The following is a 22,422-nucleotide window of genomic DNA, read 5'->3' as shown; positions in this document are numbered from 1 at the left end:
AATCACCTTGTCCACTGTGTTCGTTCAAAGGTTTGTCCTGTGAAGGCGCGTCATTACTGTGTCACGCGCTGTACTGAAAAAATATCCCTGATTTGTTTAATCCGTTCCACCACTTTGTGCAGATGATCAATATTGGAGATAGCCAGCGTCATCGAGATTGAAGCGATGCGGTTGCGGTCGGTTCGTCCTGAAACGGCAATAATATTGGTTTTGCTTTCATTGACCACCTGCAGCACTTCGTTTAACAGACCGCGCCGGTCCAGGGCAGTAATCTCAATATCCACATTATAGCTGTGGTCAGGTTCACCCTCCCATTCCACCGGCAGCAGCCGCTCTTGCACCTCTTCCCGCTGTATGTTGGGACAGTCTTGCCGGTGAACGGAGACCCCCCGACCGCGGGTGATAAAGCCGACAATTTCATCACCCGGCACAGGATTGCAGCAGCGGGACAGGCGGATGAGCAGGTTATCCACACCCTTCACCCTCACCCCGTGGGCAAACTTCCTGCGCCTTTTGTTCTGCGGTACTTCCGGCAGTTCAATGGGTTTTTCCAATTGCTGTTCACGGCGGAGTTTTTCAGTCAGGCGGGTGGCAATCTGGGCAGCCGTAATACCGCCGTAGCCGACGGCGGCATACATATCTTCCTGTCCTTTAAAGTTAAACTTTTTGGCCACCTGGTCCACATTTTCCTCGGTCAGCACCTGCTTGAGGTCAAAACCGTGCTTGGTAATTTCATGTTCAACCAGTTCTTTGCCTTTGGCAATGCTTTCTTCCCGCTTTTCTTTTTTGAAAAATTGTTTAATTTTGCTTTTGGCTGTAGACGATTTGGCAATTTTGAGCCAGTCCCTGCTTGGTCCGTAACTGAGTTTGGAGGTTAAAATCTCCACAATGTCTCCCGTTTTCAACTCATGATCCAGTGGCACAATTTTACCGTTTACTTTTGCCCCTACACAACGGTTACCCACTTCGGTGTGGATGCGGTAAGCAAAGTCTAAGGGTACGGATCCTGCTGGAAGCTCAACCACGTCTCCTTTGGGGGTAAAAACAAATACGACATCAGAAAAAAGGTCCATTTTTAAGGATTCCATAAATTCCCGGGCATCTTGGGCATCCTGCTGGCTCTCCAGCACTTCCCTGAACCAGGTCAGCCTTTCATCCAAAGCGGAAGGAGAACTCTCTGTCAAGTTTCTTCCTTCTTTGTAAGCCCAGTGAGCCGCAATCCCGTACTCAGCCGTGCGGTGCATGTCATAAGTCCGGATTTGCACCTCCAGTGGCTGCCCTTTATAACTCATCACAGTGGTGTGAAGCGACTGGTACATGTTTGGTTTGGGCATGGCAATATAATCTTTAAATCTGCCAGGCAAAGGTTTCCAACAGGTGTGAATGATGCCCAGCACGGCATAACAATCCCGCACCGTCTCCACAATGATGCGGATAGCCATTAAATCATAAATTTCGTTAAACGCTTTTTTCTGCTGCTGCATCTTGCGATAAATACTGTAGATATGTTTGGGCCGCCCTGAGATCTCGGCCTTAATGCCCACTTCCTCAATCTGCTGACGAATAATGTCAATCACCTGCTGGATATGCTGTTCCCGCTCGGCCCGTTTTTGTTTCATTAAATGCACGATGCGGTAGTATTGCTGAGGATTAAGATATCTTAGGGAAATATCTTCCAATTCCCATTTAATGGTGGAGATCCCCAGGCGATGAGCAAGAGGGGCAAAGATCTCCAGTGTTTCTTCTGCTTTTTTGCGCCGTTTTTCTTCCGGCATATATTTTAAGGTGCGCATGTTGTGCAAGCGGTCGGCCAGCTTAATGAGAATGACCCGCAAATCTTTGGCCATGGCCACAAACATACGCCGGTGATTTTCGGCTTGCTGTTCTTCCTGGGATTTATATTTGATACGCTTTAACTTTGTGACACCATTCACTAATAAAGCTACTTCTTCCCCGAATTGCTCCTCCAGCTCTTCCACAGTGGCAGTGGTGTCCTCCACCACATCATGCAGAAGAGCTGCAGCAATGGTGACTGCATCAAGTTGCAAGTTGGCCAGGATACCGGCCACCTCAACAGGATGATTGATATATTCTTCCCCCGACTGACGGTATTGGCCTTCATGGGCCTCCCGGGCAAATTCATATGCTTGTTGGATAAACTTGATATCATCGGGGGAAAGGTATTCTTTTACTTTGTTTACCAGCTCTTCTATGGTCATCCCGATCACCTTTACAAAGCTTGGGGACATGCCTTTCCCTCACTTGTTTTTCCCATTATTATCTCTAAAACGGTGGGAATTGTAAAGAGAAACATCGCCCCCACCCTTGGTGAGGACGATGTAAAAGACTGCTCCTTTGAGACGGTTGGAATCCTTCAGCTCCCTCAGTACTGCACAAGGGAATAAACATCGTAATGAGAACCGAGTTTTTCCCGGCCATTCAGATAGGTCAATTCGATCAGAAAGACGCAACCCACAACTTCACCGCCCAGTTGTTCAACCAAGTTGATCGTTGTGGAAATGGTCCCCCCGGTCGCCAAGAGGTCATCGGCCACCAGTACTTTCTGTCCTTTGACAATGGCATCTTTATGTATCGCCAGTGCATCTTTGCCATATTCCAAGTCATATTCAGCTTGGACTGCTTCAGCGGGAAGCTTACCGGATTTACGCACAGGCACAAATCCCTTGCCCAGTTTATAGGCGATCGGTGCCCCGATGACAAACCCCCTGGCTTCCGGTCCGACAACAAGGTCTGCCCCTTTCGATTCAGCAAAGCTGGCCAGCTGGTCAATGGCTGCCTGGTAAGCTTGGCCATCTTTTAACAGTGTGGTAATGTCCTTGAAACGAATACCGGGCTGGGGGAAATCCTTGATCACTCTGATTTTTGCTTTAAAATCCATAAGCCTTTTCCTCCTTGTTCATGTCCGAGTTGGCCTGACTGCTTTCATCGGCCTGATGACTCTCAATATGGTGAGATAAGTAACGGATCAGTTCCTGATATGACGAATAAATCAGTACTTGCTCCAACTTCAGTTCTTCCTGTTTCAGCTGATAACAAGTTGATTGGCTCAAATCTTTCTTCCGTGGATGGGGAATGAGTTGTATTTTACCCTCTCTTATTGTAGCAAATTCCAGTTCCAAAAACACATCGGTCATAAATTGCAGGGTATCCATGGTCCAGCCTTTCTGCTTGGCCAGCCGGGGGCCCCATGCCTTCAGATCAAAAGGACCCTTGTGTTGCAAAAAGGCATAATACCATTTAAAATGCTCCCGCGTTGGAATGGTGGAGAAAAAATGGCTGCCATCATGGTGAAACATCATATAAATCCGTCCCACATGTCCCAGATAGCGGCAAAAACGGTGCAGTTGTTCCTCTGAACGGGGCAGGTCATACAAGAGTACACGTCCGGCCTGGCCAAGTAAGGGGGGCTGGTCCGGCTGTCCGTTAAGGGCAACGGAGATAGGGTGCGCTTGCTCCAGGAACCCCTCCGGCCGACTGTCCCGAAAGCAACACACGGCCACAGTCTCATCAGCCGGTAACAGGCGGTCCAGTTCGGCCAAGTCCTTTTTGCTGCGCCAATCGAAGAACTGGCGTTCACGGACTTCCAGGTCAGTCATCATAATCTGTGGCTTGCGCTGGCCATTCCATTCGTTAATGGACGCTTCCCCAATCAGGTTGACTTTAGCTGCCGGGCTGATCTGGTGGGCTATCTCACCCCAGCCAAAGCCTATTGTCTCCAGATATGTATCTTCTTGGTGAAATACACATTTTAAATGCTGCCCATCTGTACCTACTTGGCGCAGTTCCTGAATACTCAGTTGTTCCAGGAGAAGCACCGGCTTGGGATTGCCCTCACCAAACGGAGCCAGCCGGCGCAGCTGTTCAATAGCCTCCAACGTCAGTTCACTGGCGGTGCAGAGGATATCAATGCGGGTAGCAGGCTGTAAATCTTCTTCCGACAACCATTGTTCTGCCAGTTGATCCAAACGGGTGCGTATGTATGGAATATGTTCAGCAGCTAAACTTAAGCCGGCAGCCATGGGATGTCCGCCGAAATGAGGCAGCCATTCCCGGCAAGTTGATAAAGCTTGATAAATATCAAATCCTTCGATACTGCGGGCTGAACCTTTGGCCAGGCCGCTTTCTGCATCAATGGTCAGCACCACAACCGGTACATAATAGTGTTCCACCAATTTGGAGGCTACAATCCCCAACACACCTTCGTGCCAGCCTTCCGATGCCACCACAAGCGCTTTGGGCTTCGAGTGAGGATAATCCGTTTCAATCAGAGCTTTGGCTTCCTGCACAATCTGCTGGACCAAACGCTGGCGCTCCGTATTTAACTTCTCCATCTCCTGCACAATGGCCGTGGCTTGCCCGCGGTCGTTCGTTAAAAAAAGTTGAACGGCCGTATCGGCTGAAGCCAGCCGGCCGCATGAGTTGAGACGGGGACCGAGGGCAAAACCCACATGCTGCTCATCAACAGACGCGTCACCCAGCCCCGCTTGTTCAATTAAGACTTGCAGGCCCACATGCTGGGTATGGTTAAGCACCTTCAGCCCGTGATAGGCAATTAACCGGTTTTCGTCCACAAGTGGCACCAGGTCGGCAATGGTGCCGATCGCTGCAATATCCACAAGCTCCAGTGGTATGTCATCCAGCAAGGCCTGGGCCATTTTCAGGGCAAGGCCCGCTCCGGACAAGTCCTTAAACGGGTACGAACAACCAGGCTTCTTGGGATTGATGACGGCCAGGCATTCTGGCAATTCAGGGGGTGGCTGATGGTGATCCGTCACAATCACATCAATGCCAAGCTGCGTGGCATACGCTATTTCCTCCCGCCCGGAAATGCCGGTATCCACCGTCACCAAAAGCTGAATCCCTTCAGCTTTGGCCTTGTCAATGGCAGCCTTGTTCAGGCCGTACCCTTCACTGAAGCGGTTAGGAATATAATAATCGACGGAGGCACCCAGCCCTGACAATGTCTTATACATAATCACTGTGCTGGTAATGCCATCGCAGTCATAATCCCCGTAAACACGGATTTTTTCATCGTTTAATAAGGCCTCCTGAATCCGCTCGACAGCTTCCGCCATGCCATCCATCAGAAATGGATCGTGAAAGGTTTGGTTATCTACGTCCATAAACTGGCGGGCTTGTTCTACGTCCCAGTCCCTGGCCGCCATGACTTTAGCCACAAGGGAAGTTAGGCCCAATTCTTTTTGCAGCTGCCTCACCCGTTCAACTGCGGGGGAAGCCACTTTCCATCGCGTTCGTGAAGCCAGCATAGTAACGTCACTCCTTTGAATCCCCATTCATTATACTGGAAGGGGACAGGAGTGACAATGTTTCATTTGCGATAAGGATTGATATGCACCAATACATCCTGGACATGGGCATGATCTTCAATGAGTTTTTCCTTCACTTGCTTGCCGATGTCATGTCCCTCTTCTACTGTGATCTCAGGGTCTACGGCAATTTTGACATCTACAATCACATAGTGGCCGTGTTCACGGGCATATAATTCATCCACTTGAATCACCCCGTGGACCGATTCAGCCGTTTTGCGCAACTCCAGCGCATCTTCCTCATGCAATACATGGTCCAGTGTATTGTGGATTGACTCTTTCCCCAAATGCCAGGCTACCCGCATCACCAGCACAGAGACAACGATGCCCGCCACTGGATCAAGATAGACCAGCCAAGGCAGACCCACATAGCCGCCAAGCACTGCCCCGCCGATACCGATCAAGGCAGCCACAGAGGAAAACACATCGGAACGGTGTTCCCAGGCATTGGTGATCAAGGCATCGCTGTTCAATTTTTTCCCCAGACGGTATTTGTACTGAAACATGAGCTCTTTAACCAGGATGGAAAACAGAGCGACAAACACAGCAATCACACTGGGGGACACAATCGGTTCAAATAATGCTTGAAAGGAGCCGTAACCGATTTGCAGCCCGACCAGGAATAAGATCACAGCCACAATGATGGCCGCAATGGACTCCGCCTTGCCATGTCCGTAGGGATGGTCCCGGTCAGGGGGCAATTTGGCCGCTTTTAAACCGATCAGGACGGCAACTGAACCGATCACATCCGAAGCGGAATGAACCGCATCGGCCACCAAGGCCCGGCTGTTGCCGATGGTACCCACCACCACTTTTAACACAGCCAGCAGCAGGTTGCCTAGAATTCCCACCCAGGCGGCAAATTCCGCTTGTTGAAAACGTTGATTGGTTGTCATGTCAATCTTTCCTTTCCTTCTCTCATCTATCTTTTGCCTGTTGCCAACATTTTAGCCCATGACAAAGAAAAACCGTGGAGTGCTCCACGGTTTACTTTATGCATTCTGGGGATGAAACAACTTCTTTTTAAGCTCCCGTTTTTTCCATTCGAACCACAATTGGGCAGCAATAAATATCGATGAGTAGGTCCCAGCCAACAGGCCAACCAACAGGGCCAAGGAAAAGTTGCGAATCCCCTCTCCGCCCAAAAGATAGAGGGCCAGGGCGGCAAAAACAACGGTGATAGACGTATTCAAGGTACGGGGCAAGTTTTCCACAATGCTGCGATTGACCAGCTGTTCCAAGTCCTCCACGGTTTTCAGTTTGGCAAACTTCATATTTTCCCGCAAGCGGTCAAAAATGACGATGGTATCGTTAATGGAGTAACCCACAATGGTTAACACGGCGGCAATAAATGTGAGATCAACTTCCAGACGCAACAGAGCAAACAGGGCTACAATGAACAGGGCATCATGGAACAAGGCAATAATGGCCGCCACGCCAAAGCGATATTCAAAGCGGATGGCCACGTAGATAATCACCGCCACCGAAGCCAGCAAAATGCCGTACACAGCCTGGCGGGCCAGCTCCCGGGCCACCATGGGTGACACGGTGGATTCATTGATATCAACCTGGCCGAAATGCTCGGCAAAAGCTTGGCGCACCTGGGTGATCTGCTCCTGATCCAGCGTGCCAATAAAACGGACTTCGGCAATCTCATTGTTGTTTCCGATCAAGCGGATGCTTCCCGGTTCCAAACCGAGGTCAGCCAAAACAGCCTCAACCTCTTCAGATGTAAAAGCCTGATCCTGGATCATAATTTCCAAGGTAGATCCACTTTCAAAGTCCACGCCAAGGTTAATGCCCATAATGGCGATAATCAGCAAGCCAAGGCCGATTAACAGGCCCGATAGAAGGAAGTATTTGTAGCGGTGCTTGACAAATTGATAGCGGTTAGATTCCGGATCAAAGTTAAAGTTCACTGATCTCACTCTCCTTCACACCGAACCAGCGAGGCTGCTTATCAAAGGCCCGGCTGGCCACCAAGAGGCCAAGTAACAGGCGGGAGCCCAAGACAGCAGTAACCAAACTAAGCACGATGCTGACAATGAGCATCAGGGCAAAACCCTGAATGGCAAAGTCCCCGAAGTAAAACAGCACCCCAGCGGCAATAATGGTGGTGATATTGGCATCCATAATGGTGCGGAGCGAACGTTTTGATCCGGCCCGGAAGGAAGACATGATCGTTTTACCAGAACGGATCTCCTCTTTGATCCGTTCATTGGTAATAATATTGGCGTCCACCGCCATGCCGATCCCGAGCACAAGGGCAGCAATCCCCGGCAAGGTCAGCACCGCATCCATCCAGTTGAAGATAACCAGGACCAAATACACATAAAAGAACAGGGCCAACGCAGCCACCAGACCGGGTAAGCGGTAGTAGAGGAGCATGTACAGGGCGATCAGGGCCCCGCCGATCATCCCCGCCCTGACCGTGAGATCCATGGCCCGCTCCCCAAGGGTGGGGCTCACGCTGCGCGCGGTCAGCTCCTCCAACTGTACAGGCAAGGCACCGGCATTTAAGAGGCTGGCCAGTTCTTGGGCAGCTTCATAACTGGGCATGCCTGTAATGGAGGCCCCTGTGCTGAATGGTTGCCGAACCACAGGAGCTGACAAATACTTGGGATCCTCTTTCAAGCTTTCTTCAGCGAAGGAATCTGTCTTTTCATCAAAATCCAGCCAAATGACGATGATATCTCCGAGATATTCAGCCGATACCTGGCCAATCAGCTCCGGATCCTTAAATTCTACCGTAACAACGGGCTGGTTGAATTCATCGAAGACCGCTCTGGCCGACCCTTCTTTTAGGTGTTCTCCCCCAAACAAACGCTCATCATCCGTATTGCGAAACGAGAGGCGGGCCTCTGTGGAGAGAAAGCGCCGGGCTTCCTCCGGATCATGCACCCCCGCCAGCCGGACACGGATGCGGTCTTCCCCTTCCACCCGGAGATCAGGCTCACTGACACCCATGGCATCTACCCGCCGGTAAAGGGCCGTATATGTATCATTTAACAAATCCTGTGTTATTTCTTGGTCTTCATCAATTGGTATAACCCTGTACAAAATTTCGAACCCGCCTTGCAAATCAAGGCCTAGGGTAATATCACTGACCACTTCGTCCACGCTGAAAGCCATAAAGGTTAAGCCGCCGATGACGATGGCCACAAAGATCAAGATCATGCTCCATCTCATTACTCCGAGTGCCTCCTTCTTGTCCAATAGGTCCATTATAAAAGACTATTTTTTCCAAAGTCAATGGTTCCTTGATAGGCACCCACCGTTAACCAGTTCATCAGGTCGGTTGCTTTCAGGCCGTAAATATCATTCACCAGGCGGTGAAGGGGCGGCCACTCCCCTTTATATTTGGACGTGACACAATCCCACACTTCATCCTTGGATACCTCTTCATAACCCAAGAGACGTAACTCATCCACTTTACTGGCCAGAACCTCGTCCAGCTTCTTTTTTAACAAATCAGTCTTGTCCATGTGCCCACGCCTCCTTTTAAGGTGTTTATAGCCGATATTTACAGCGAAAAGGTGATCAGTCCAAAAGCAGCCCCCACAAGCAGGCCGGCAATCAACACACCCGCCAATATGGCGCTAAAGGCGTAGCTTAAGCGGATATTAAACAAGCTGGCCGCCACGCAAGCAGTCCAGGCCCCGGTGGTCGGAAAAGGAACCGCTGTAAACAGGATCAGTCCCAGCGCCCCATAACGCTGCACCTTTTCGCTTTTGCGCATGGTACGGTTGTACAACCAGTCATAAAAGCGGGCGTACCATTTAAAGCGCATCAGAACATCACTGAGTGGGCGAAACAGGAGCAGTAAAGGAATCACTGGCAACATGTTGCCCACCACACTAAGCCAGTAAGCTTTCCAAAAGGGCATCCCATATTCTAACAAGGCCCAAGGCAGTCCGCCCCTTAGCTCCAAAATGGGAAAAGTGCTGATGATGACGACAATCACTTCTGCTGGCAGTGCATTCAAAGTGTTGGTGATAAAAATGATTAATTGCTCTTTCAATTCACTCATGTCAATCCCCTTTACATTCTTTTGGTCATGCTCCTAGTCCCTTCTAGCATATAGATAGTTTTAAAAGAGGACAAGAGTTTTGTGAAAGAAGGGACCACAGGAATGAGCAAACAATCTTTTATTCAAGGGGCTGTCATTCTCATTCTAGCAGGTTTTATCACCAAAATACTAGGGTTTGTCAACAGAATTGTGATGGCCCGCATTCTCGGGCCCGAGGGTGTTGGCTTGTATATGATGGCGGTGCCTATATTAATCCTGGTGATTACCCTCACCCGCCTGGGGCTGCCCGTGGCCATCTCCAAACTGGTCGCCGAAGCTGAAGCCCAGGGAGACCGCATTCGCGTCAAACGCATCCTGGTTGTCTCTTTGTCTATCACTGCAGTATTAAGCATCATCTGTACCGTGTTAACTCTTCTGGGAGCCAAAGTGATCTCCGCCTGGTTTTTAACAGATGAACGGGCTTATTGGCCATTGATGGCCATAACGCCCATTATCCCCATTGTGGCCATCTCATCTGTTATCAAAGGGTATTTTCAAGGTAAACAAAACATGCGCCCCTCTGCTTACGCCCAAGTGATCGAACAGGTGGTGCGCATCAGTCTGGTCGTTTTTCTGGCTACCTTGCTTCTGCCTCTCGGACTTGAATTTGCCGCAGCAGGGGCCATGATTAGCGTCGTGATCGGGGAAGCCGCAGCCTTGTTTTATTTGTTAACCACTTTTAAATATGGAAAAAGAAAAAAAACATTTCGCATTCGTCAAGGATTTTTTACCCAGTTGCAGAAAGGAAAGGAGACATTGCATGATTTATTGCGCATTGGTTTGCCGGCCACAGGCAGCGGGCTGATCGGTTCAGTATCTTGGACCTTGGAACCCATCTTGGTGGCCCAAAGTTTGGCAGCAGCGGGGGTGGCCACGGCCGTGGCCACCGCACAGTACGGACTATTGTCCGGGTATGCGATTCCTCTGGTCATGTTGCCCATGTTTATCACCTATTCGCTGTCTGTCTCCCTGGTTCCTGCTATCAGTGAGGCTCAGGCAACCCATCATCATGCTCTGATTCACCGCCGCCTGTACCAGGCCCTGCGCATCGCCCTGATTTGCGGCGCTCCCAGTACGGTGGTGATGATCTTTTTTGCCGAACCGTTAACAACAGTGGTATATGGCACACCCGAAGCAGGGACTTTTTTGAAACTTTTGGCCCCCTTCTTTCTGCTGTTGTATTTCCAGAGCCCCCTGCAGGCTACGCTGCAGGGATTGGATATGGCTAAGACAGCAATGATGAACACCTTATACGGTGCCATGATTAAGATGATGGCCATCGTGATCCTGGCTTCCCGTCCCAGTCTGGGTATTTATGGTGCTGCATTAGCCATCAATATTAACGTCTGTCTGGTCACGCTGCTTCACTTTTTCTCCGTGGTTAAGGTCATCAAGGGTTTTTCCATCCACTTTCAGGACGTACTCAAAGTGGGAATCGCCATGGCTGTGATGGCTGTGGGAGGCTTATATTGTCTTGAGTCACTGCAGTCTGAGCTTAACCTGTCATTGTCATGGGCGCTGGTGCTGACCCTGTTCTTTGCAGGAGGGATCTATTTTCTGTCCTTGCTCGTTATGAAGGTGATCGGACGCCAGGATATTGAGCGTATTCCCCTCATTGGCCCACATATCGCCCCTTTCTTTCCCAAACGATAAGGGCTGCGCTTCTGAATCAAAGCTAAGGCTAAGGCTTAGGCTTATCTTTTAAATCGATGTACAACACACCGTCCGTATCCAAGCTGCAGAAGGAGATGTCTTTGAGGGCGGAGGTACCCGTTCGCTTTTTGATCTCTTGTTTTAACCATAGCAGAGTGCGTCCAATCTTGAGCAGGTTATCATGATTTACTTCTCCATCTTCAATCAGAATGAGCGGCCGCTCCACTTTTCTGACTGGCAAATGGAGGTCTTTTTTGGTGACATATTTATCTTCTTCGCGGGGGATCACCGTTAATTTTCCGGAAGGCTCCAGAATGGCAAACTCCACCTGGCTTAAGGATTGAATATTGTTTTCACGCAGCTGCATGAGCAAATCATTCAAGTTATACCTTTGCTTTTTCATCTCTTCTTCCCGTATTTGGCCATTCTCCACTAGTACTGAAGGTTTGCCGTCTACGATTTGGCGGATGGTTTTTGATTTTAAGGAGATGTAAGACAAGGTGATCTGGGTTAAAAACAGAACAACAATGGGAATCAGGCTGATAAACAAGGGAACATCCAGTCGTTCAACAGCCAGGACAGCCAACTCCGCAATCATAATGGAGACCACCAGGTCAAAAATAGACAGCTTGCCGATTTCTCTTTTCCCCATAATGCGCATGATCAGCAGGATGAAAAAATAGACAAACAGGGTGCGCAGCGCCAGTGCCAACAAATCCATGAAAATGCCCTCCCGCTGACGGCATTGGTTTTGAATTACGCCGTTTATTTTCTAACTGTTATTTTTCCACCCTTGAATCAATTTTACTGTGCTAAATTGTGGGACAGGTGAATATCTTGTACCAAAGCCTATTCAGGTGTAACGCACAGAAAGGAGGCGTTTGTATGGGGAAACTTTCTCTGCGGCCTGTTCTAATGGGACTGTTGTTTATCATTATGATCCTGCTCAGTCTCAGCCTTATTTTCTCCCTTGTGCTGCATTTCACCTCTGTCCCGGAAACTTCACTGCAATGGTTTTTGCTGCCAACCACCTTAATCACCGTGCTGATTGGCGGACTGATTGCAGGGTATCAATCGGGGCGTAAAGGCTGGTATTTTGGAGGACTGACAGGACTCGGTTTTATTGTGCTATCCTGGCTGTTTTCCTTCCTGGGCTACGATGCGTCTGTCAGTCTGTATACCTTAATGCTGTACAGCGGATTTTTACTGATTGCCATGTTGGGAGGCATCATCGGCGTCAATCTTAGTCCACAAAGAAGGTAAAAGAGAAGCAGAAATTTTTCGCTTCCTTCTGCCCAAAAAACCCTCTCCTGCCAAGTTCGTACTTGGAGGTGAGGGTTTTTCAGTTCAGCTATGTACCCGATTAGTTGTTATCGTTGACAACAGCATTGACCGCACTCCGTTCAAATGTTAAACGCACATTGTCGGCCACTTTCAAAGTCACTTTTTCCTCTGTCAGATCCACAATAGTGCCGTGCAATCCGCCAATCGTGATCACCTTGTCTCCCTTTTGCAAATTGGCCAGCATCTGGTTGCGTTCCCGCTGACGTTTCTGCTGAGGACGGATCAGCAAAAAGTAAAAAATGGCAAACATTAAAGCTAAGGGCAACAGAAAGCCCATCAATTCTTCCATTGATCATTCACTCCTTCTCCAATGAGTGGTTGGCTATGCTCTTAATTGTATAAAAACGTGACAGGCCTGACAACCCTTGCCCGTAAAATATTTATGCCACCTGAGGGACAAGTATGCAATTAAAAGGGACGGGCTCCAGGCTGGTTAAGCCCATACTGTTCAAAGAACTGTTCCCGGAAATCCAATAAAGAATCATTACGGATCGCCTGTTTAATATTTTCCATCAATTGCAGTAAAAAGTAAAGATTATGATATGTGGTCAGCCGGAAGCCAAACGTTTCATTGCACTTGATCAGGTGACGGATATAGGCCCGGGTATAGTTTTTGCAAGTGTAGCAATCACATTGTGGGTCCAGGGGCCGGAAATCTCGGGCATATTGGGCATTGCGCACTACCAGGCGTCCCTGACTGGTCATCGTTGTCCCGTTGCGGGCGATGCGTGTGGGCAACACACAATCAAACATGTCGATACCGCGGATCACCCCATCGATCAAAGCATCAGGTGAACCAACCCCCATCAGATAACGGGGTTTGCCAGCTGGCAAGAGGGGTGTGGTTTCTTCCAGTACTTTGTTCATCACCTCTTTGGGTTCCCCAACGCTTAAACCCCCCACCGCATACCCTGGAAAATCAAGAGAAGTGATCTCTTTGACACTTTGGGCCCGCAAATCCGCATACATGCCACCTTGCACAATCCCGAACAAAGCTTGATCATCAGGACGCTGATGGGCCTTGAGACAGCGTTCCGCCCAGCGGGTAGTCCTCTCCAGGGAAGCTTTGACATACTCCCGTCCGGCCGGGTAGGGGGCACACTCATCAAAAGCCATAATAATATCCGCCCCTAACGCATTTTGAATCTGTGTCGCTTTTTCCGGCGAGATAAACAGTTTTTCCCCACTGATGTGATTGCGAAAATGTACGCCCTCTTCTTCAATCTGCCGCAAGTTGCTCAGGCTGAACACCTGAAATCCGCCGCTGTCGGTCAAGATGGGCCTGTCCCAGTTCATAAAGGCATGCAAGCCCCCTGCTTCCTGCACAATGTCCTCCCCCGGACGCAGATACAAATGATAAGTATTGCTGAGGATAATCTGGGCATTCATTTCTTTCAACTCTTCAGGACTCATGGTTTTTACCGTGGCCAAAGTCCCGACCGGCATAAACACCGGGGTTTCAATGGTGCCGTGCGGAGTGTAGAGGCGTCCCAGACGTGCACCGCTTTGTTTACAAGTCTTAATCAGTTCATATGTTACTGCCATGTTTTCCTCCTGCTCCACGGCGTCCTAAACCTGCGCCGCTGTGGTCCATTCTGCACAATTAGCAGCATGCTACACGATCAGCATGGCGTCTCCAAAGCTGAAAAAACGATAGCGTTCCTGTACGGCCTCCCTGTAGGCCCGCATGATGGTCTCATTGCCAGCAAAGGCACTGACCAGCATAATCAAAGTGGATTTGGGCAGATGGAAGTTGGTCAGCATGCCGCTAATGGCTTGAAAGCGAAAACCGGGATAGATAAAAATATCGGTCCAGCCTGAACAAGCCCTGAATTCTCCCTGGTAATCCCGGGCGACCGTTTCCAGGGTGCGCACAGAAGTGGTGCCGACAGCGATAATGCGCCGTCCCTCATGCTGGGCTTGATTCAGCATCTGTGCCGTGCGGGCCGACATCTGAAAAAATTCGGCATGCATTTTATGCTCTTCGACCTCGTCCACCTGAACAGGACGGAAGGTGCCCAAACCAACATGCAAGGTAATGTAACTGAGCATCACCCCTTTAGCTTTTAACGCCTGCAAAATGGCAGGGGTAAAATGCAAGCCGGCAGTAGGTGCGGCTGCCGAGCCTTCATGGCGGGCATACACCGTCTGGTAGCGGTCAGGATCATCCAATTGCGCTTTAATGTAAGGGGGCAAGGGCATCTGGCCCAGTTCAGCCAATAATTCCTGAAAGATGCCTGCGTAGGCAAAGTGCAAAACACGGCCTCCTGCATCTGTGCTGCCTGTGCATGTTGCCCGTAGCCGTCCGTCACCGAAATTTAAAGTGACTCCGGGCTTAACCCGTTTGGCCGGTTTGACCAGTGTTTCCCAAGTATCCCCTTCCAACTGTTTGAGCAAAAGGACCTCCACTTTGGCCCCGGTGTTTTCCTTCACCCCAAACAGCCGGGCAGGCAACACCTTGGTATCGTTCAGAACCAACACATCCCCGGCCTTTAAAAGGTGGACGATATCAACAAAGCGGCGGTGAGAGACAGCACCGCTTTGCTTGTCCAGGTGGAGCAGCCGGGAGCTGGAACGGTCCGCCAATGGTTGTTGAGCGATTAATTCTTCAGGCAGTTCAAAATCAAATTCATCCACTCTCATCGTCATACTCCTATCGTTCAGGGGGATCAAGCTGAAAGTGCTCATAAGCGCGGGGGGTCACCATCCGTCCCCGCGGGGTGCGCTGCAAGAAACCAATTTGCATCAGATAAGGTTCATACACATCTTCTATCGTGTCTACTTCTTCACCAATCATGGCCGCAATGGTTTCCACGCCTACCGGTCCCCCTCTAAAATGGCGGATAATGGCTTGCAGGTACTGATGGTCAATATGATCCAAACCATAGGCATCTACCTGCAATTTTTCCAGTGCTGCATGGGTGACCTCTTCCGTGATCATTCCATCACCTATCACCTGGGCAAAATCACGCACCCGTTTTAACAAACGGTTGGCAATACGCGGTGTGCCCCGGGAACGGCGGGCAATTTCCACCGCTGCTTCTCCGCGGATCTCCACCTGCAACAAATCAGCGGCGCGGGTAATAATCAAGCTTAATTCCTCAACCGTATAATATTGCAGGCGGCTGACCACGCCAAAACGATCCCTGAGCGGAGAGGAGAGTTGCCCAGCCCTTGTGGTGGCCCCCACCAGAGTAAACGGCGGCAGATCAAGTCTGACCGAACGGGCGCTGGGTCCCTTGCCAATCATGATGTCCAGGCAATAATCTTCCATGGCCGGGTATAAAACCTCTTCCACACTGCGGTGCAAGCGGTGTATCTCATCAATAAACAGCACATCCCCTTGCTCCAGATTGGTTAAAATCGCGGCCAAATCACCGGCCCGCTCAATAGCTGGGCCTGATGTGGTATACAGCTTCACACCTAACTCGTTGGCAATGATATGACACAGTGTTGTTTTGCCCAAGCCAGGCGGCCCATACAACAGCACGTGATCCAAAGCTTCTTGGCGCATTTTGGCCGCTTCAATAAACACCTTTAAATTTTCCTTCACTTGCGCCTGGCCGATGTATTCTTGCAAATACCGGGGACGCAAACTAAATTCGACTTCGTGGTCATGTTCAGTCATGTGGGAGGTTATGATCCGCTCTTCCATCCCATCCAACTCCCATTCCTTAATCTAACGCATGAGCAATTTCAAGCCCAGCTTGATCACCGCTTCCGTGGTTGCACCGGATTGAATGTGCTGTTTCAATTCGGGAAGAATCCGTTTCACTTCCTTTTCTCCGTAACCCAAGGCCTCCAAGGCAGCCAGTGCTTCCTGCAAGACCATGTTCTCGCCTGCTTCTTCTCCCGGCCCATGTCCTGCGGTCACTTGGTGGGCGTTGTGGAGGGCATCTCCTCCTATATTCCCGCCCTCAGCAAGTTCATTCACTTTATCTTTGAGATCCACAATCATGCGCTGGGCCGTTTTTTTGCCAATCCCCGGGAATTTGGTTAAAAAGGACAAATCTTCGTTTTGAATGGCCAGAATAATTTGAGCCGGACTCGCTGCTGCCACAATGGCCAGCGCCGCCTTAGGACCCACCCCGGACACACCCAACAGTTTGGCAAACAGCGTGCGCTCCCCTCGTGTCCCGAAACCGTACAGGGCAAGCACATCCTCACGAACATATTGGTATGTATAGATCAGCACCTCTTCCCCTTCCTGCCGCCGAAATTGAAAGGGGTTGCCAGTAATCACCTGATAACCAATGCCCCCTGTTTCCACCACCACATAGCGAAGATCAACATGAGTCAACTTGCCTTTAATATAGTCGATCATCCCCTCAGCCCCTTCCGCAGCAGTTGACCCTCCAGCTGGACTGAGTGGGCATGGCAGATCGCCACAGCCAAGGCATCAGCGGCATCATCAGGCTTAGGGCGTTCACTGAGCCCCAGTAACATTTTAACCATTTCCTGTACCTGCCGCTTTTCGGCCACCCCATAGCCCACCACGGCCTGTTTGACCTGCAGGGGCGTGTATTCCACAACCGGCACACCGGCCTCTTCAGCGGCCAACAGCATCACGCCCCTGGCCTGTCCCACTGTAAATGCTGTGGTCACATTGCGGTTAAAAAACAGCTTTTCAATGGCCAGCACGTCCGGTTTGTATTCACTAAGGAGGGTGGTCATGCCGCGGTAAATCTGTCTCAGGCGGGCCGGTGTCGTTAAGTCCGGCTTGGTTGTCAGTGTGCCATACTGCAGCGGTTTAAGCCGTCTGCCGTCTTTTTGCACAACCGCAAAACCCACGATGGCAATCCCCGGGTCAATTCCTAAAATAATCAATCCGCTTCCTCCCCTATCCCTGTCTCTCAACGAACATATATTCCATGCATGTTCAGTATTGTACCATATTTTGACCAAGCAAAAAAGCTACAGAGCCCTAATACTCTGCAGCAAACGGTTTAAAGGTGGCAATGACCGTTTCATAATCCTCAGCATTATTAATCCGGATACCGGTTTTTAATTGCCGAAGTTTCTCTTCGGGAAGTTCTGATTTCAACAAGTCGGTATCAATGCGAAAAAAGGTCTCAATCACCTGGTTATCTTCCGGAGGACCTTGGTACAGGGTTAACACGCCTTCTTTGGACAAGCCGAAAAAGAGCTGTCCCTGTTCATAAGACATCACTTCCCGGCTTTCTTCATCCGCCCCAGTAAACATCATGGCATAGACCGTCAAACAAATGAGAATGGTGGCAAGAGCAATAAGGCCTTTTCTGCTGCGTAACAATTTCTTTAATTTTCTCCAGATGGACATTGAAAAAACCCCTTTGTCTACTGGTTTTTTCTCATTATCTCCAGCTTGCCCAAGGGGTATACATCTGCCAGCGGCCGGGCTACCAGTCTACATTGGTGTAGACGTTTTGCACATCATCATTGTCTTCCAAAGCATCAATGAGCTTCAGCACTTGTTCTTTTTGCTCATCATCGAGCTGAACGGTTGTGGCAGGCAGCATCGTGACCTGGGCCTCAGCCAGCGGAATGTTTTCCTTCTCCAAGGTCTCCTTGACCGTTTCATAATCACTCGGGGTCGTCACCACTTCATACCGGTCTTCTTCTACCCGTAAATCTTCCGCACCAGCCTCAATGGCCACCAGCATGAGCTCATCTTCCTCCAGTGGTAACTCCTGTTTATTAATTTCAAGCAATCCTTTGCGCTCGAACAAATAAGCGACGCACCCGCTTTCTCCCAGGTTGCCGCCGTATTTGCTGAACAAATGGCGCACTTCTGCTGCAGAGCGGTTACGGTTGTCCGTCAACACATCCACCATAATGGCTACACCATGAGGACCGTAGCCTTCATACACGATTTCCTCATAGGTTACCCCTTCAACATCACCTGTCGCTTTTTTGATGGTGCGCTGAATGTTGTCGCTGGGCATGTTGGCTTGTTTGGCCTTCTGCAAAGCCATGCGCAAGCGGGTGTTCTGCTCAGGATCCGCTCCCCCGCTTTTCACCGCTGCAAAAATCTCTTTTGATATTTTGGTAAAAATTTTAGCCCGTTTGGCATCCTGTCTTTCTTTGCGATGCTGTATATTTTTCCATTTCGAATGTCCAGCCATTACTTTCCCTCCGTATAACAACTGTTCATTATGACGTATACAGTTTAGCACAGGAACATTGAAAAAAAAAGAGCAGGCCAACAGCACCTGCTCATTACAAGTTACATGATTGGGTAAGGAGGTTATCGTCTGAAAGGTTCAGTGACAGCACGCCCGACATCTTGAATCATGTCACCAAGATCGCGGGCAAAGTTGCCAATAGGCTGTCCATCACGCAGACCGCGATTAATTTCACCCAAACGGTTAAATTGGTCACGATCGGTGATGCAAGTGATCTCTTTACCTCTGACCTGATCCCTTAAAGCAGACTCAACCCGGGACTCAAGCTCTTCTTCATTTTGACCTTGTTCAGGCTGCACACCAACAATGACGTCATCTTCATACACGATGACTTCCGCATTGCGCACACCCGGAATATTTTGACAACGGTCAGTCAGACGCTGTGCTAAGCGCATATCAGGCTGAGCAAATTGATCGGTCCTTCCTATCCCGGTTTGCCCACCAATCCCACCTGCATTCTCACCGTCCCTCAGCCTGAGATCTCCCCTCATCCAATCATAGCCAAGGGTACGGTCACGTGGCCCCATAGGATCGCCATACCGCTCAAACATGCCGCGCTCACCATAGCGATGATACTGTCTCAATCCTCTCATGCCAGTATCATCATAGCGGCCAAATTGTCGGTTACGGGTAAAACCGCCCCACATATCTTGCCGGTTGGCATCAAAGCCGCGAACATCTTGCCTCACTTCTTGACGGTCTGGAGCACGGTATCCTTCATAAGCCGTGTCGTCGGCTGGTGCGCAGGCCACAGCTGCTGAAATGGTAAAGGCCATGGTTAAGCCTAAAGCTAATTTTTTCATTCAAAACACCTCCTTCACCCTTTATCATGGGGAGCAGGAGATGCTTTTAGTCCCGTTAAGATTAACCTCTTTTACGAAATGCTACTATATATTTTTTAATGGTAACAAGCGTCATCTGAACACGGGTGGTTTGGGTGGCATATGCCGTTTATGTTCGGAGCGCCTATGCAGACGCTCAATGATCAGGCGATCTTTCTCAGGAATATCCTTGCCTTCCAAGTAACGGTCCACCATATCATAGGTGGTACCCATTTCTTCCTCATCGGTCTGACCTGACCACAAGCCTGCACTGGGGGCTTTATTGATCACACGCTCCGGTACCCCTACATGGGCAGCCCAGCGCCGCACTTCCCCTTTGGTTAAGTTGGCCAGCGGTACACAGTCCACACCACCGTCACCATATTTGGTAAAGTAGCCCAGGTGCCATTCGGCCGCATTATCCGTCCCCACAACCAGATAATTGTAGTTCTGGGCCAAAAGATACAAAGTGCTCATGCGCAAACGGGCTTTCAAATTAGCCAGGCTTAAGCGCTCCTGTTCCTTATTCCACTCACCTAGATTCTCCAGCTGACACTGAACGGTTTGTGACAGGGTCTGAAAAGTAGGCGTCAGGTCGATTTCTACATGTTTAAGATTGGCTGCTTTCACCACACTTAATGCATCTTCCCGGTCTTGAGGATGGCTGTCACAGGGTAATATCACCCCTAGCGAATGATCAGGAAAAGCTTTTTTAATCAAAAAAGCGGTGAGAGCAGAGTCAACGCCGCCGCTTACCCCCACCAAGAGGCCGTTCGCACCTGCATTTGTGGCCAGTGCCTTTAACCACTCCACGGTAAATTGAATTTTTTTGTCCATCATTAATAATACCCCTTTTGCTCTCGTTTTTTCTCATTTTAGCACAGCCAGACAATGTTGGACAAATGTTCTGCGTCGGTCCCAGTTGTGTTCCAGCTCCTTAAAATAATGAAGCACCTGCCCGGGATGGTAACCTGGTTCCCGCCGCCAAACCCCAAGCCATTCTCGGAATACATCTTGGGGGAATATGAGCAACAGGGGAAGATAACGCTTTTGTTCCTGTTCCAGAGGAAAGTATTGTTCATAGTGCCCAAGCAGGTGTCCAAGCGCAGCATACTCCCAGCGGACATACGGCAGCACCATACTTATAAAATGAATCAGGTCTAAAAACGGAGGCGCATAGGACATCCGGTCATAATCAATCATATAAAAAAACTGGTCATCAATCACCAGAAAATTGTGGGGGGCCATATCTTGATGGGCAATTTGCCGCTCCCATTGGGCCTGTTCCTCCAAGTACAGCATATAGGCTTGCGGAAAGGCATCCAGAACCCGTTCAGCCCAGTCCAGGGCCTCATCGGCCAGACAGTTGATCAGGTGGGCCAAACTCTTCACCCCCCCATATGGTTCATCCTGGTACGCTGCGTCCCGGACAGAACGCTTAAATTGGAGAAACCGATCACGCCACTTGACATAAGTTTTGGAGTGGAAGGGGACGGCTGGCTGCTGTCCAAAAATGCCCCCGCCCTGCCGGTGAACATGAGCGAGCAACTTCAGACTGTTTTCAATGTGAGAGGATTGATTAAGATTGATGGTCTTGCCCGGAATATAGGGCATTACACCGTAAACCTGTCCGTCAAATGTATTCACAACGGAATGATATTTATTATAAAGAAAAGGGACAACACCCTTTGTCTCCTTTCCCAACAATTGCTGAATACATTTACCCTGCCAGTTTAAAGTGTCTGCATCCTTAAGAAATTTAACAACAAAACAATCTGAGTCGGTGAGGGCCACATACACACGGTGAGGGCGAATCACATCCAGTTTCTTGATCGTTTTTCCATATCCCTCAAAAAAGGATTGTTTGAAACTCTTGATCTCCGTGTCGTTCATGCTCCACCCTCCCTAAGCTTATTATTCATCATATTAAAAAGAGAAGCAAAAAATGCTTCTCTTCAATACGTGTAATCTCCTTGTCCCTCTCCGCCCTGCTCCCGTTTTTGCCCCGTCTGCTGATCCAGGCTGCCCCCTCTGTGCATGGGCTGGTCAGATGCGGCGAACTGCCCGTAGGGAGCAGCTTGATATCCAGCGGGAGTCATATGCTGGGGCATGTAAGTCCCTGGGCCATGCATGTCATAAGGCATGTGAGGCATTGGGGCCTGAGGCATTCCATAGGGCATTGACGGATAATGGTAAGCTGGTCCGCAGTGGGGCCATTTGGGCGGCATATGCATTGTTGACGGTAAGTACGGCGAGAAGGGTGGACATGGATAGAATGCCTCATGTTTTGGAGCCGGAGGTGGCAAGACTTCCGGTTTGACTTTTGGCTTCGGTTTGACCGGCTTCGGTTTGACTTCTTCAACCGGCACTTTTTTCGGTGGTGTGGGCATGGGTTTCTTAGGCTCTGCCTTGGGCGGGATGGCCACAGGATGAACCGGGGGATAATGAACCATGTGCATGGGCTGGTGATAAAGGGAAAGCGGTTGTTGCTGAATCTGGTGCAACTGGTTAAAGTGGGTCTGCTGCAGCTGATTAAAGTGAGCCATATCAAGTTCAATTTTAATCTGATTAATCACTTCCGGCTTTTCTTCCTGCAATAACTTTTTTAAGACATAAGGTGCTGCTTTCTTAATCAAGGCTTTCAGTAATTCGTGATCATCCTTTTTTGGAGGCACTTCCACCTTCGGTTCAGGTATGGGTACTTCAACTTTGGGCTTTACTTCCGGCTTAGGCACCACCTTCGGCTTTTCTTTGACCGGCGGATGGGGTGCCACCTCATCCTTGGGCGGTTTCTTCTTGGCTGGCACCGGTCCAACGGGTATTTTTACTTTCATACCAGGCATCAGTTGATCCGGATCAGCTAAATGGGTGTTGACCTGCTTTAGCTTTTCAAAGTCCACCCCATACTTTTCGGCCAACTTCCACAACGTATCCCCTTTTTGCACAATATGAATTTTCACGAGCACTTACCCCTCCTCTAAAACTCAGTCTCTACATCTTATGCATAAGTAGGCGGTTTGCTC

General features: G+C 49.7%; 23 protein-coding genes. 2 read left to right on the top strand and 21 right to left on the bottom strand.

Translation table 11 applies throughout. The annotated features are described in order from the left end of the window. Window positions 1-53 precede the first annotated feature (53 nt). From J2S00_RS11400 to J2S00_RS11365, 8 genes are all read right to left on the bottom strand, one after another. Window positions 54-2,249, bottom strand: a complete 2,196-nt coding sequence (locus J2S00_RS11400) for a RelA/SpoT family protein (protein WP_370875868.1) — start codon at window positions 2,247-2,249, stop codon at window positions 54-56. Between the two features lie 134 nt (window positions 2,250-2,383). Then, window positions 2,384-2,899, bottom strand: coding sequence for an adenine phosphoribosyltransferase (locus tag J2S00_RS11395; RefSeq protein ID WP_307339645.1), 516 nt, complete (start codon window positions 2,897-2,899; stop codon window positions 2,384-2,386). Then, complete coding sequence (gene recJ / locus J2S00_RS11390) at window positions 2,889-5,288, bottom strand: single-stranded-DNA-specific exonuclease RecJ (protein ID WP_307339642.1); 2,400 nt, start codon at window positions 5,286-5,288, stop codon at window positions 2,889-2,891. The genes J2S00_RS11395 and recJ overlap by 11 nt, the downstream gene beginning before the upstream one ends. 62 nt (window positions 5,289-5,350) lie before the next feature. Then, window positions 5,351-6,244, bottom strand: a complete 894-nt coding sequence (locus J2S00_RS11385) for a cation diffusion facilitator family transporter (protein WP_307339639.1) — start codon at window positions 6,242-6,244, stop codon at window positions 5,351-5,353. 96 nt (window positions 6,245-6,340) lie between these two features. Continuing rightward, window positions 6,341-7,267 carry a protein translocase subunit SecF gene (secF, locus tag J2S00_RS11380; protein ID WP_307339636.1) on the bottom strand — a complete coding sequence of 309 codons (927 nt, stop codon included), beginning with the start codon at window positions 7,265-7,267 and terminating at the stop codon, window positions 6,341-6,343. Then, window positions 7,257-8,537 (bottom strand): protein translocase subunit SecD, encoded by a 1,281-nt coding sequence (secD, locus tag J2S00_RS11375; RefSeq protein WP_307339633.1) that lies wholly within the window; start codon window positions 8,535-8,537, stop codon window positions 7,257-7,259. Before secD ends, secF begins: the two co-directional genes overlap by 11 nt. A gap of 35 nt (window positions 8,538-8,572) precedes the next feature. Beyond that, window positions 8,573-8,833 carry a post-transcriptional regulator gene (locus J2S00_RS11370; protein ID WP_307339631.1) on the bottom strand — a complete coding sequence of 87 codons (261 nt, stop codon included), beginning with the start codon at window positions 8,831-8,833 and terminating at the stop codon, window positions 8,573-8,575. Window positions 8,834-8,871: 38 nt separating this feature from the next. Beyond that, window positions 8,872-9,378: a COG2426 family protein gene (locus tag J2S00_RS11365; protein WP_307339629.1), complete on the bottom strand. Its 507-nt coding sequence runs from the start codon at window positions 9,376-9,378 to the stop codon at window positions 8,872-8,874. A 102-nt stretch (window positions 9,379-9,480) separates the two neighbouring features. Here J2S00_RS11365 and spoVB point away from each other — a divergent pair, with 102 nt between their 5' ends. After that, the gene (gene spoVB / locus J2S00_RS11360; RefSeq protein ID WP_307339626.1) at window positions 9,481-11,070 is read left to right on the top strand and encodes a stage V sporulation protein B; all 1,590 of its coding nucleotides are present in this window, start codon (window positions 9,481-9,483) and stop codon (window positions 11,068-11,070) included. Window positions 11,071-11,098: 28 nt separating this feature from the next. Here the strand turns inward: spoVB and J2S00_RS11355 are convergent, their stop codons facing one another. Next, window positions 11,099-11,791, bottom strand: coding sequence for a DUF421 domain-containing protein (locus J2S00_RS11355; RefSeq protein WP_307339624.1), 693 nt, complete (start codon window positions 11,789-11,791; stop codon window positions 11,099-11,101). A gap of 164 nt (window positions 11,792-11,955) precedes the next feature. Here J2S00_RS11355 and J2S00_RS11350 point away from each other — a divergent pair, with 164 nt between their 5' ends. Continuing rightward, on the top strand, window positions 11,956-12,333 hold the full coding sequence (locus tag J2S00_RS11350; RefSeq protein ID WP_307339621.1) for a TIGR04086 family membrane protein: 378 nt from the start codon (window positions 11,956-11,958) through the stop codon (window positions 12,331-12,333). Window positions 12,334-12,433: 100 nt separating this feature from the next. Here the strand turns inward: J2S00_RS11350 and yajC are convergent, their stop codons facing one another. The 12 genes from yajC to safA form a co-directional block, all read right to left on the bottom strand. Beyond that, the gene (yajC, locus tag J2S00_RS11345; protein WP_307339618.1) at window positions 12,434-12,703 is read right to left on the bottom strand and encodes a preprotein translocase subunit YajC; all 270 of its coding nucleotides are present in this window, start codon (window positions 12,701-12,703) and stop codon (window positions 12,434-12,436) included. A gap of 119 nt (window positions 12,704-12,822) precedes the next feature. Continuing rightward, complete coding sequence (gene tgt / locus J2S00_RS11340) at window positions 12,823-13,959, bottom strand: tRNA guanosine(34) transglycosylase Tgt (RefSeq protein ID WP_307339615.1); 1,137 nt, start codon at window positions 13,957-13,959, stop codon at window positions 12,823-12,825. A 69-nt stretch (window positions 13,960-14,028) separates the two neighbouring features. Continuing rightward, window positions 14,029-15,057: a tRNA preQ1(34) S-adenosylmethionine ribosyltransferase-isomerase QueA gene (gene queA, locus J2S00_RS11335; RefSeq protein ID WP_307339611.1), complete on the bottom strand. Its 1,029-nt coding sequence runs from the start codon at window positions 15,055-15,057 to the stop codon at window positions 14,029-14,031. A gap of 10 nt (window positions 15,058-15,067) precedes the next feature. Continuing rightward, entirely contained in the window at window positions 15,068-16,069 is a 1,002-nt protein-coding gene (gene ruvB, locus J2S00_RS11330; protein WP_307339608.1) for a Holliday junction branch migration DNA helicase RuvB, read from the bottom strand. Between the two features lie 24 nt (window positions 16,070-16,093). Further along, entirely contained in the window at window positions 16,094-16,738 is a 645-nt protein-coding gene (gene ruvA, locus J2S00_RS11325) for a Holliday junction branch migration protein RuvA (protein ID WP_307339606.1), read from the bottom strand. After that, a complete protein-coding gene (gene ruvC, locus J2S00_RS11320) occupies window positions 16,735-17,241 on the bottom strand; it encodes a crossover junction endodeoxyribonuclease RuvC (protein ID WP_307339604.1) in 507 nt (168 codons plus the stop codon). Before ruvC ends, ruvA begins: the two co-directional genes overlap by 4 nt. 97 nt (window positions 17,242-17,338) lie before the next feature. Continuing rightward, the gene (locus J2S00_RS11315; protein ID WP_307339601.1) at window positions 17,339-17,713 is read right to left on the bottom strand and encodes a BofC C-terminal domain-containing protein; all 375 of its coding nucleotides are present in this window, start codon (window positions 17,711-17,713) and stop codon (window positions 17,339-17,341) included. 79 nt (window positions 17,714-17,792) lie between these two features. Further along, window positions 17,793-18,518 (bottom strand): YebC/PmpR family DNA-binding transcriptional regulator, encoded by a 726-nt coding sequence (locus tag J2S00_RS11310; RefSeq protein ID WP_307339598.1) that lies wholly within the window; start codon window positions 18,516-18,518, stop codon window positions 17,793-17,795. A 122-nt stretch (window positions 18,519-18,640) separates the two neighbouring features. Continuing rightward, on the bottom strand, window positions 18,641-19,381 hold the full coding sequence (locus tag J2S00_RS11305) for a YhcN/YlaJ family sporulation lipoprotein (RefSeq protein ID WP_307339595.1): 741 nt from the start codon (window positions 19,379-19,381) through the stop codon (window positions 18,641-18,643). Between the two features lie 111 nt (window positions 19,382-19,492). After that, window positions 19,493-20,236, bottom strand: coding sequence for an NAD(+) synthase (nadE, locus tag J2S00_RS11300; RefSeq protein ID WP_307339990.1), 744 nt, complete (start codon window positions 20,234-20,236; stop codon window positions 19,493-19,495). A 33-nt stretch (window positions 20,237-20,269) separates the two neighbouring features. Further along, window positions 20,270-21,292: a protein kinase family protein gene (locus J2S00_RS11295; RefSeq protein WP_307339593.1), complete on the bottom strand. Its 1,023-nt coding sequence runs from the start codon at window positions 21,290-21,292 to the stop codon at window positions 20,270-20,272. 62 nt (window positions 21,293-21,354) lie between these two features. Continuing rightward, window positions 21,355-22,359 (bottom strand): SafA/ExsA family spore coat assembly protein, encoded by a 1,005-nt coding sequence (gene safA / locus J2S00_RS11290; protein ID WP_307339590.1) that lies wholly within the window; start codon window positions 22,357-22,359, stop codon window positions 21,355-21,357. Between the last annotated feature and the right edge of the window lie 63 nt (window positions 22,360-22,422).

This window comes from Caldalkalibacillus uzonensis (assembly GCF_030814135.1).
Lineage (GTDB): Bacteria > Bacillota > Bacilli > Caldalkalibacillales > Caldalkalibacillaceae > Caldalkalibacillus > Caldalkalibacillus uzonensis.
Note: the sequence above shows the minus strand (reverse complement) of the source record. Positions and strands in the feature narration are given on the sequence as shown.

What these genes read in the sequence shown, in the direction of transcription:
- J2S00_RS11295 (WP_307339593.1), bottom strand. Translation starts at nt 21,292, where the DNA reads ATGAACGACACGGAGATCAAGAGTTTCAAACAATCCTTTTTTGAGGGA.
- J2S00_RS11395 (WP_307339645.1), bottom strand. Translation starts at nt 2,899, where the DNA reads ATGGATTTTAAAGCAAAAATCAGAGTGATCAAGGATTTCCCCCAGCCC.
- tgt (WP_307339615.1), bottom strand. Translation starts at nt 13,959, where the DNA reads ATGGCAGTAACATATGAACTGATTAAGACTTGTAAACAAAGCGGTGCA.
- J2S00_RS11310 (WP_307339598.1), bottom strand. Translation starts at nt 18,518, where the DNA reads ATGGCTGGACATTCGAAATGGAAAAATATACAGCATCGCAAAGAAAGA.
- ruvA (WP_307339606.1), bottom strand. Translation starts at nt 16,738, where the DNA reads ATGATCGACTATATTAAAGGCAAGTTGACTCATGTTGATCTTCGCTAT.
- recJ (WP_307339642.1), bottom strand. Translation starts at nt 5,288, where the DNA reads ATGCTGGCTTCACGAACGCGATGGAAAGTGGCTTCCCCCGCAGTTGAA.
- spoVB (WP_307339626.1), top strand. Translation starts at nt 9,481, where the DNA reads ATGAGCAAACAATCTTTTATTCAAGGGGCTGTCATTCTCATTCTAGCA.
- J2S00_RS11355 (WP_307339624.1), bottom strand. Translation starts at nt 11,791, where the DNA reads ATGGATTTGTTGGCACTGGCGCTGCGCACCCTGTTTGTCTATTTTTTC.
- queA (WP_307339611.1), bottom strand. Translation starts at nt 15,057, where the DNA reads ATGAGAGTGGATGAATTTGATTTTGAACTGCCTGAAGAATTAATCGCT.
- J2S00_RS11365 (WP_307339629.1), bottom strand. Translation starts at nt 9,378, where the DNA reads ATGAGTGAATTGAAAGAGCAATTAATCATTTTTATCACCAACACTTTG.
- J2S00_RS11370 (WP_307339631.1), bottom strand. Translation starts at nt 8,833, where the DNA reads ATGGACAAGACTGATTTGTTAAAAAAGAAGCTGGACGAGGTTCTGGCC.
- secD (WP_307339633.1), bottom strand. Translation starts at nt 8,537, where the DNA reads ATGAGATGGAGCATGATCTTGATCTTTGTGGCCATCGTCATCGGCGGC.
- nadE (WP_307339990.1), bottom strand. Translation starts at nt 20,236, where the DNA reads ATGGACAAAAAAATTCAATTTACCGTGGAGTGGTTAAAGGCACTGGCC.
- ruvB (WP_307339608.1), bottom strand. Translation starts at nt 16,069, where the DNA reads ATGGAAGAGCGGATCATAACCTCCCACATGACTGAACATGACCACGAA.
- J2S00_RS11315 (WP_307339601.1), bottom strand. Translation starts at nt 17,713, where the DNA reads ATGTCCATCTGGAGAAAATTAAAGAAATTGTTACGCAGCAGAAAAGGC.
- J2S00_RS11305 (WP_307339595.1), bottom strand. Translation starts at nt 19,381, where the DNA reads ATGAAAAAATTAGCTTTAGGCTTAACCATGGCCTTTACCATTTCAGCA.
- yajC (WP_307339618.1), bottom strand. Translation starts at nt 12,703, where the DNA reads ATGGAAGAATTGATGGGCTTTCTGTTGCCCTTAGCTTTAATGTTTGCC.
- J2S00_RS11350 (WP_307339621.1), top strand. Translation starts at nt 11,956, where the DNA reads ATGGGGAAACTTTCTCTGCGGCCTGTTCTAATGGGACTGTTGTTTATC.
- J2S00_RS11385 (WP_307339639.1), bottom strand. Translation starts at nt 6,244, where the DNA reads ATGACAACCAATCAACGTTTTCAACAAGCGGAATTTGCCGCCTGGGTG.
- J2S00_RS11400 (WP_370875868.1), bottom strand. Translation starts at nt 2,249, where the DNA reads ATGTCCCCAAGCTTTGTAAAGGTGATCGGGATGACCATAGAAGAGCTG.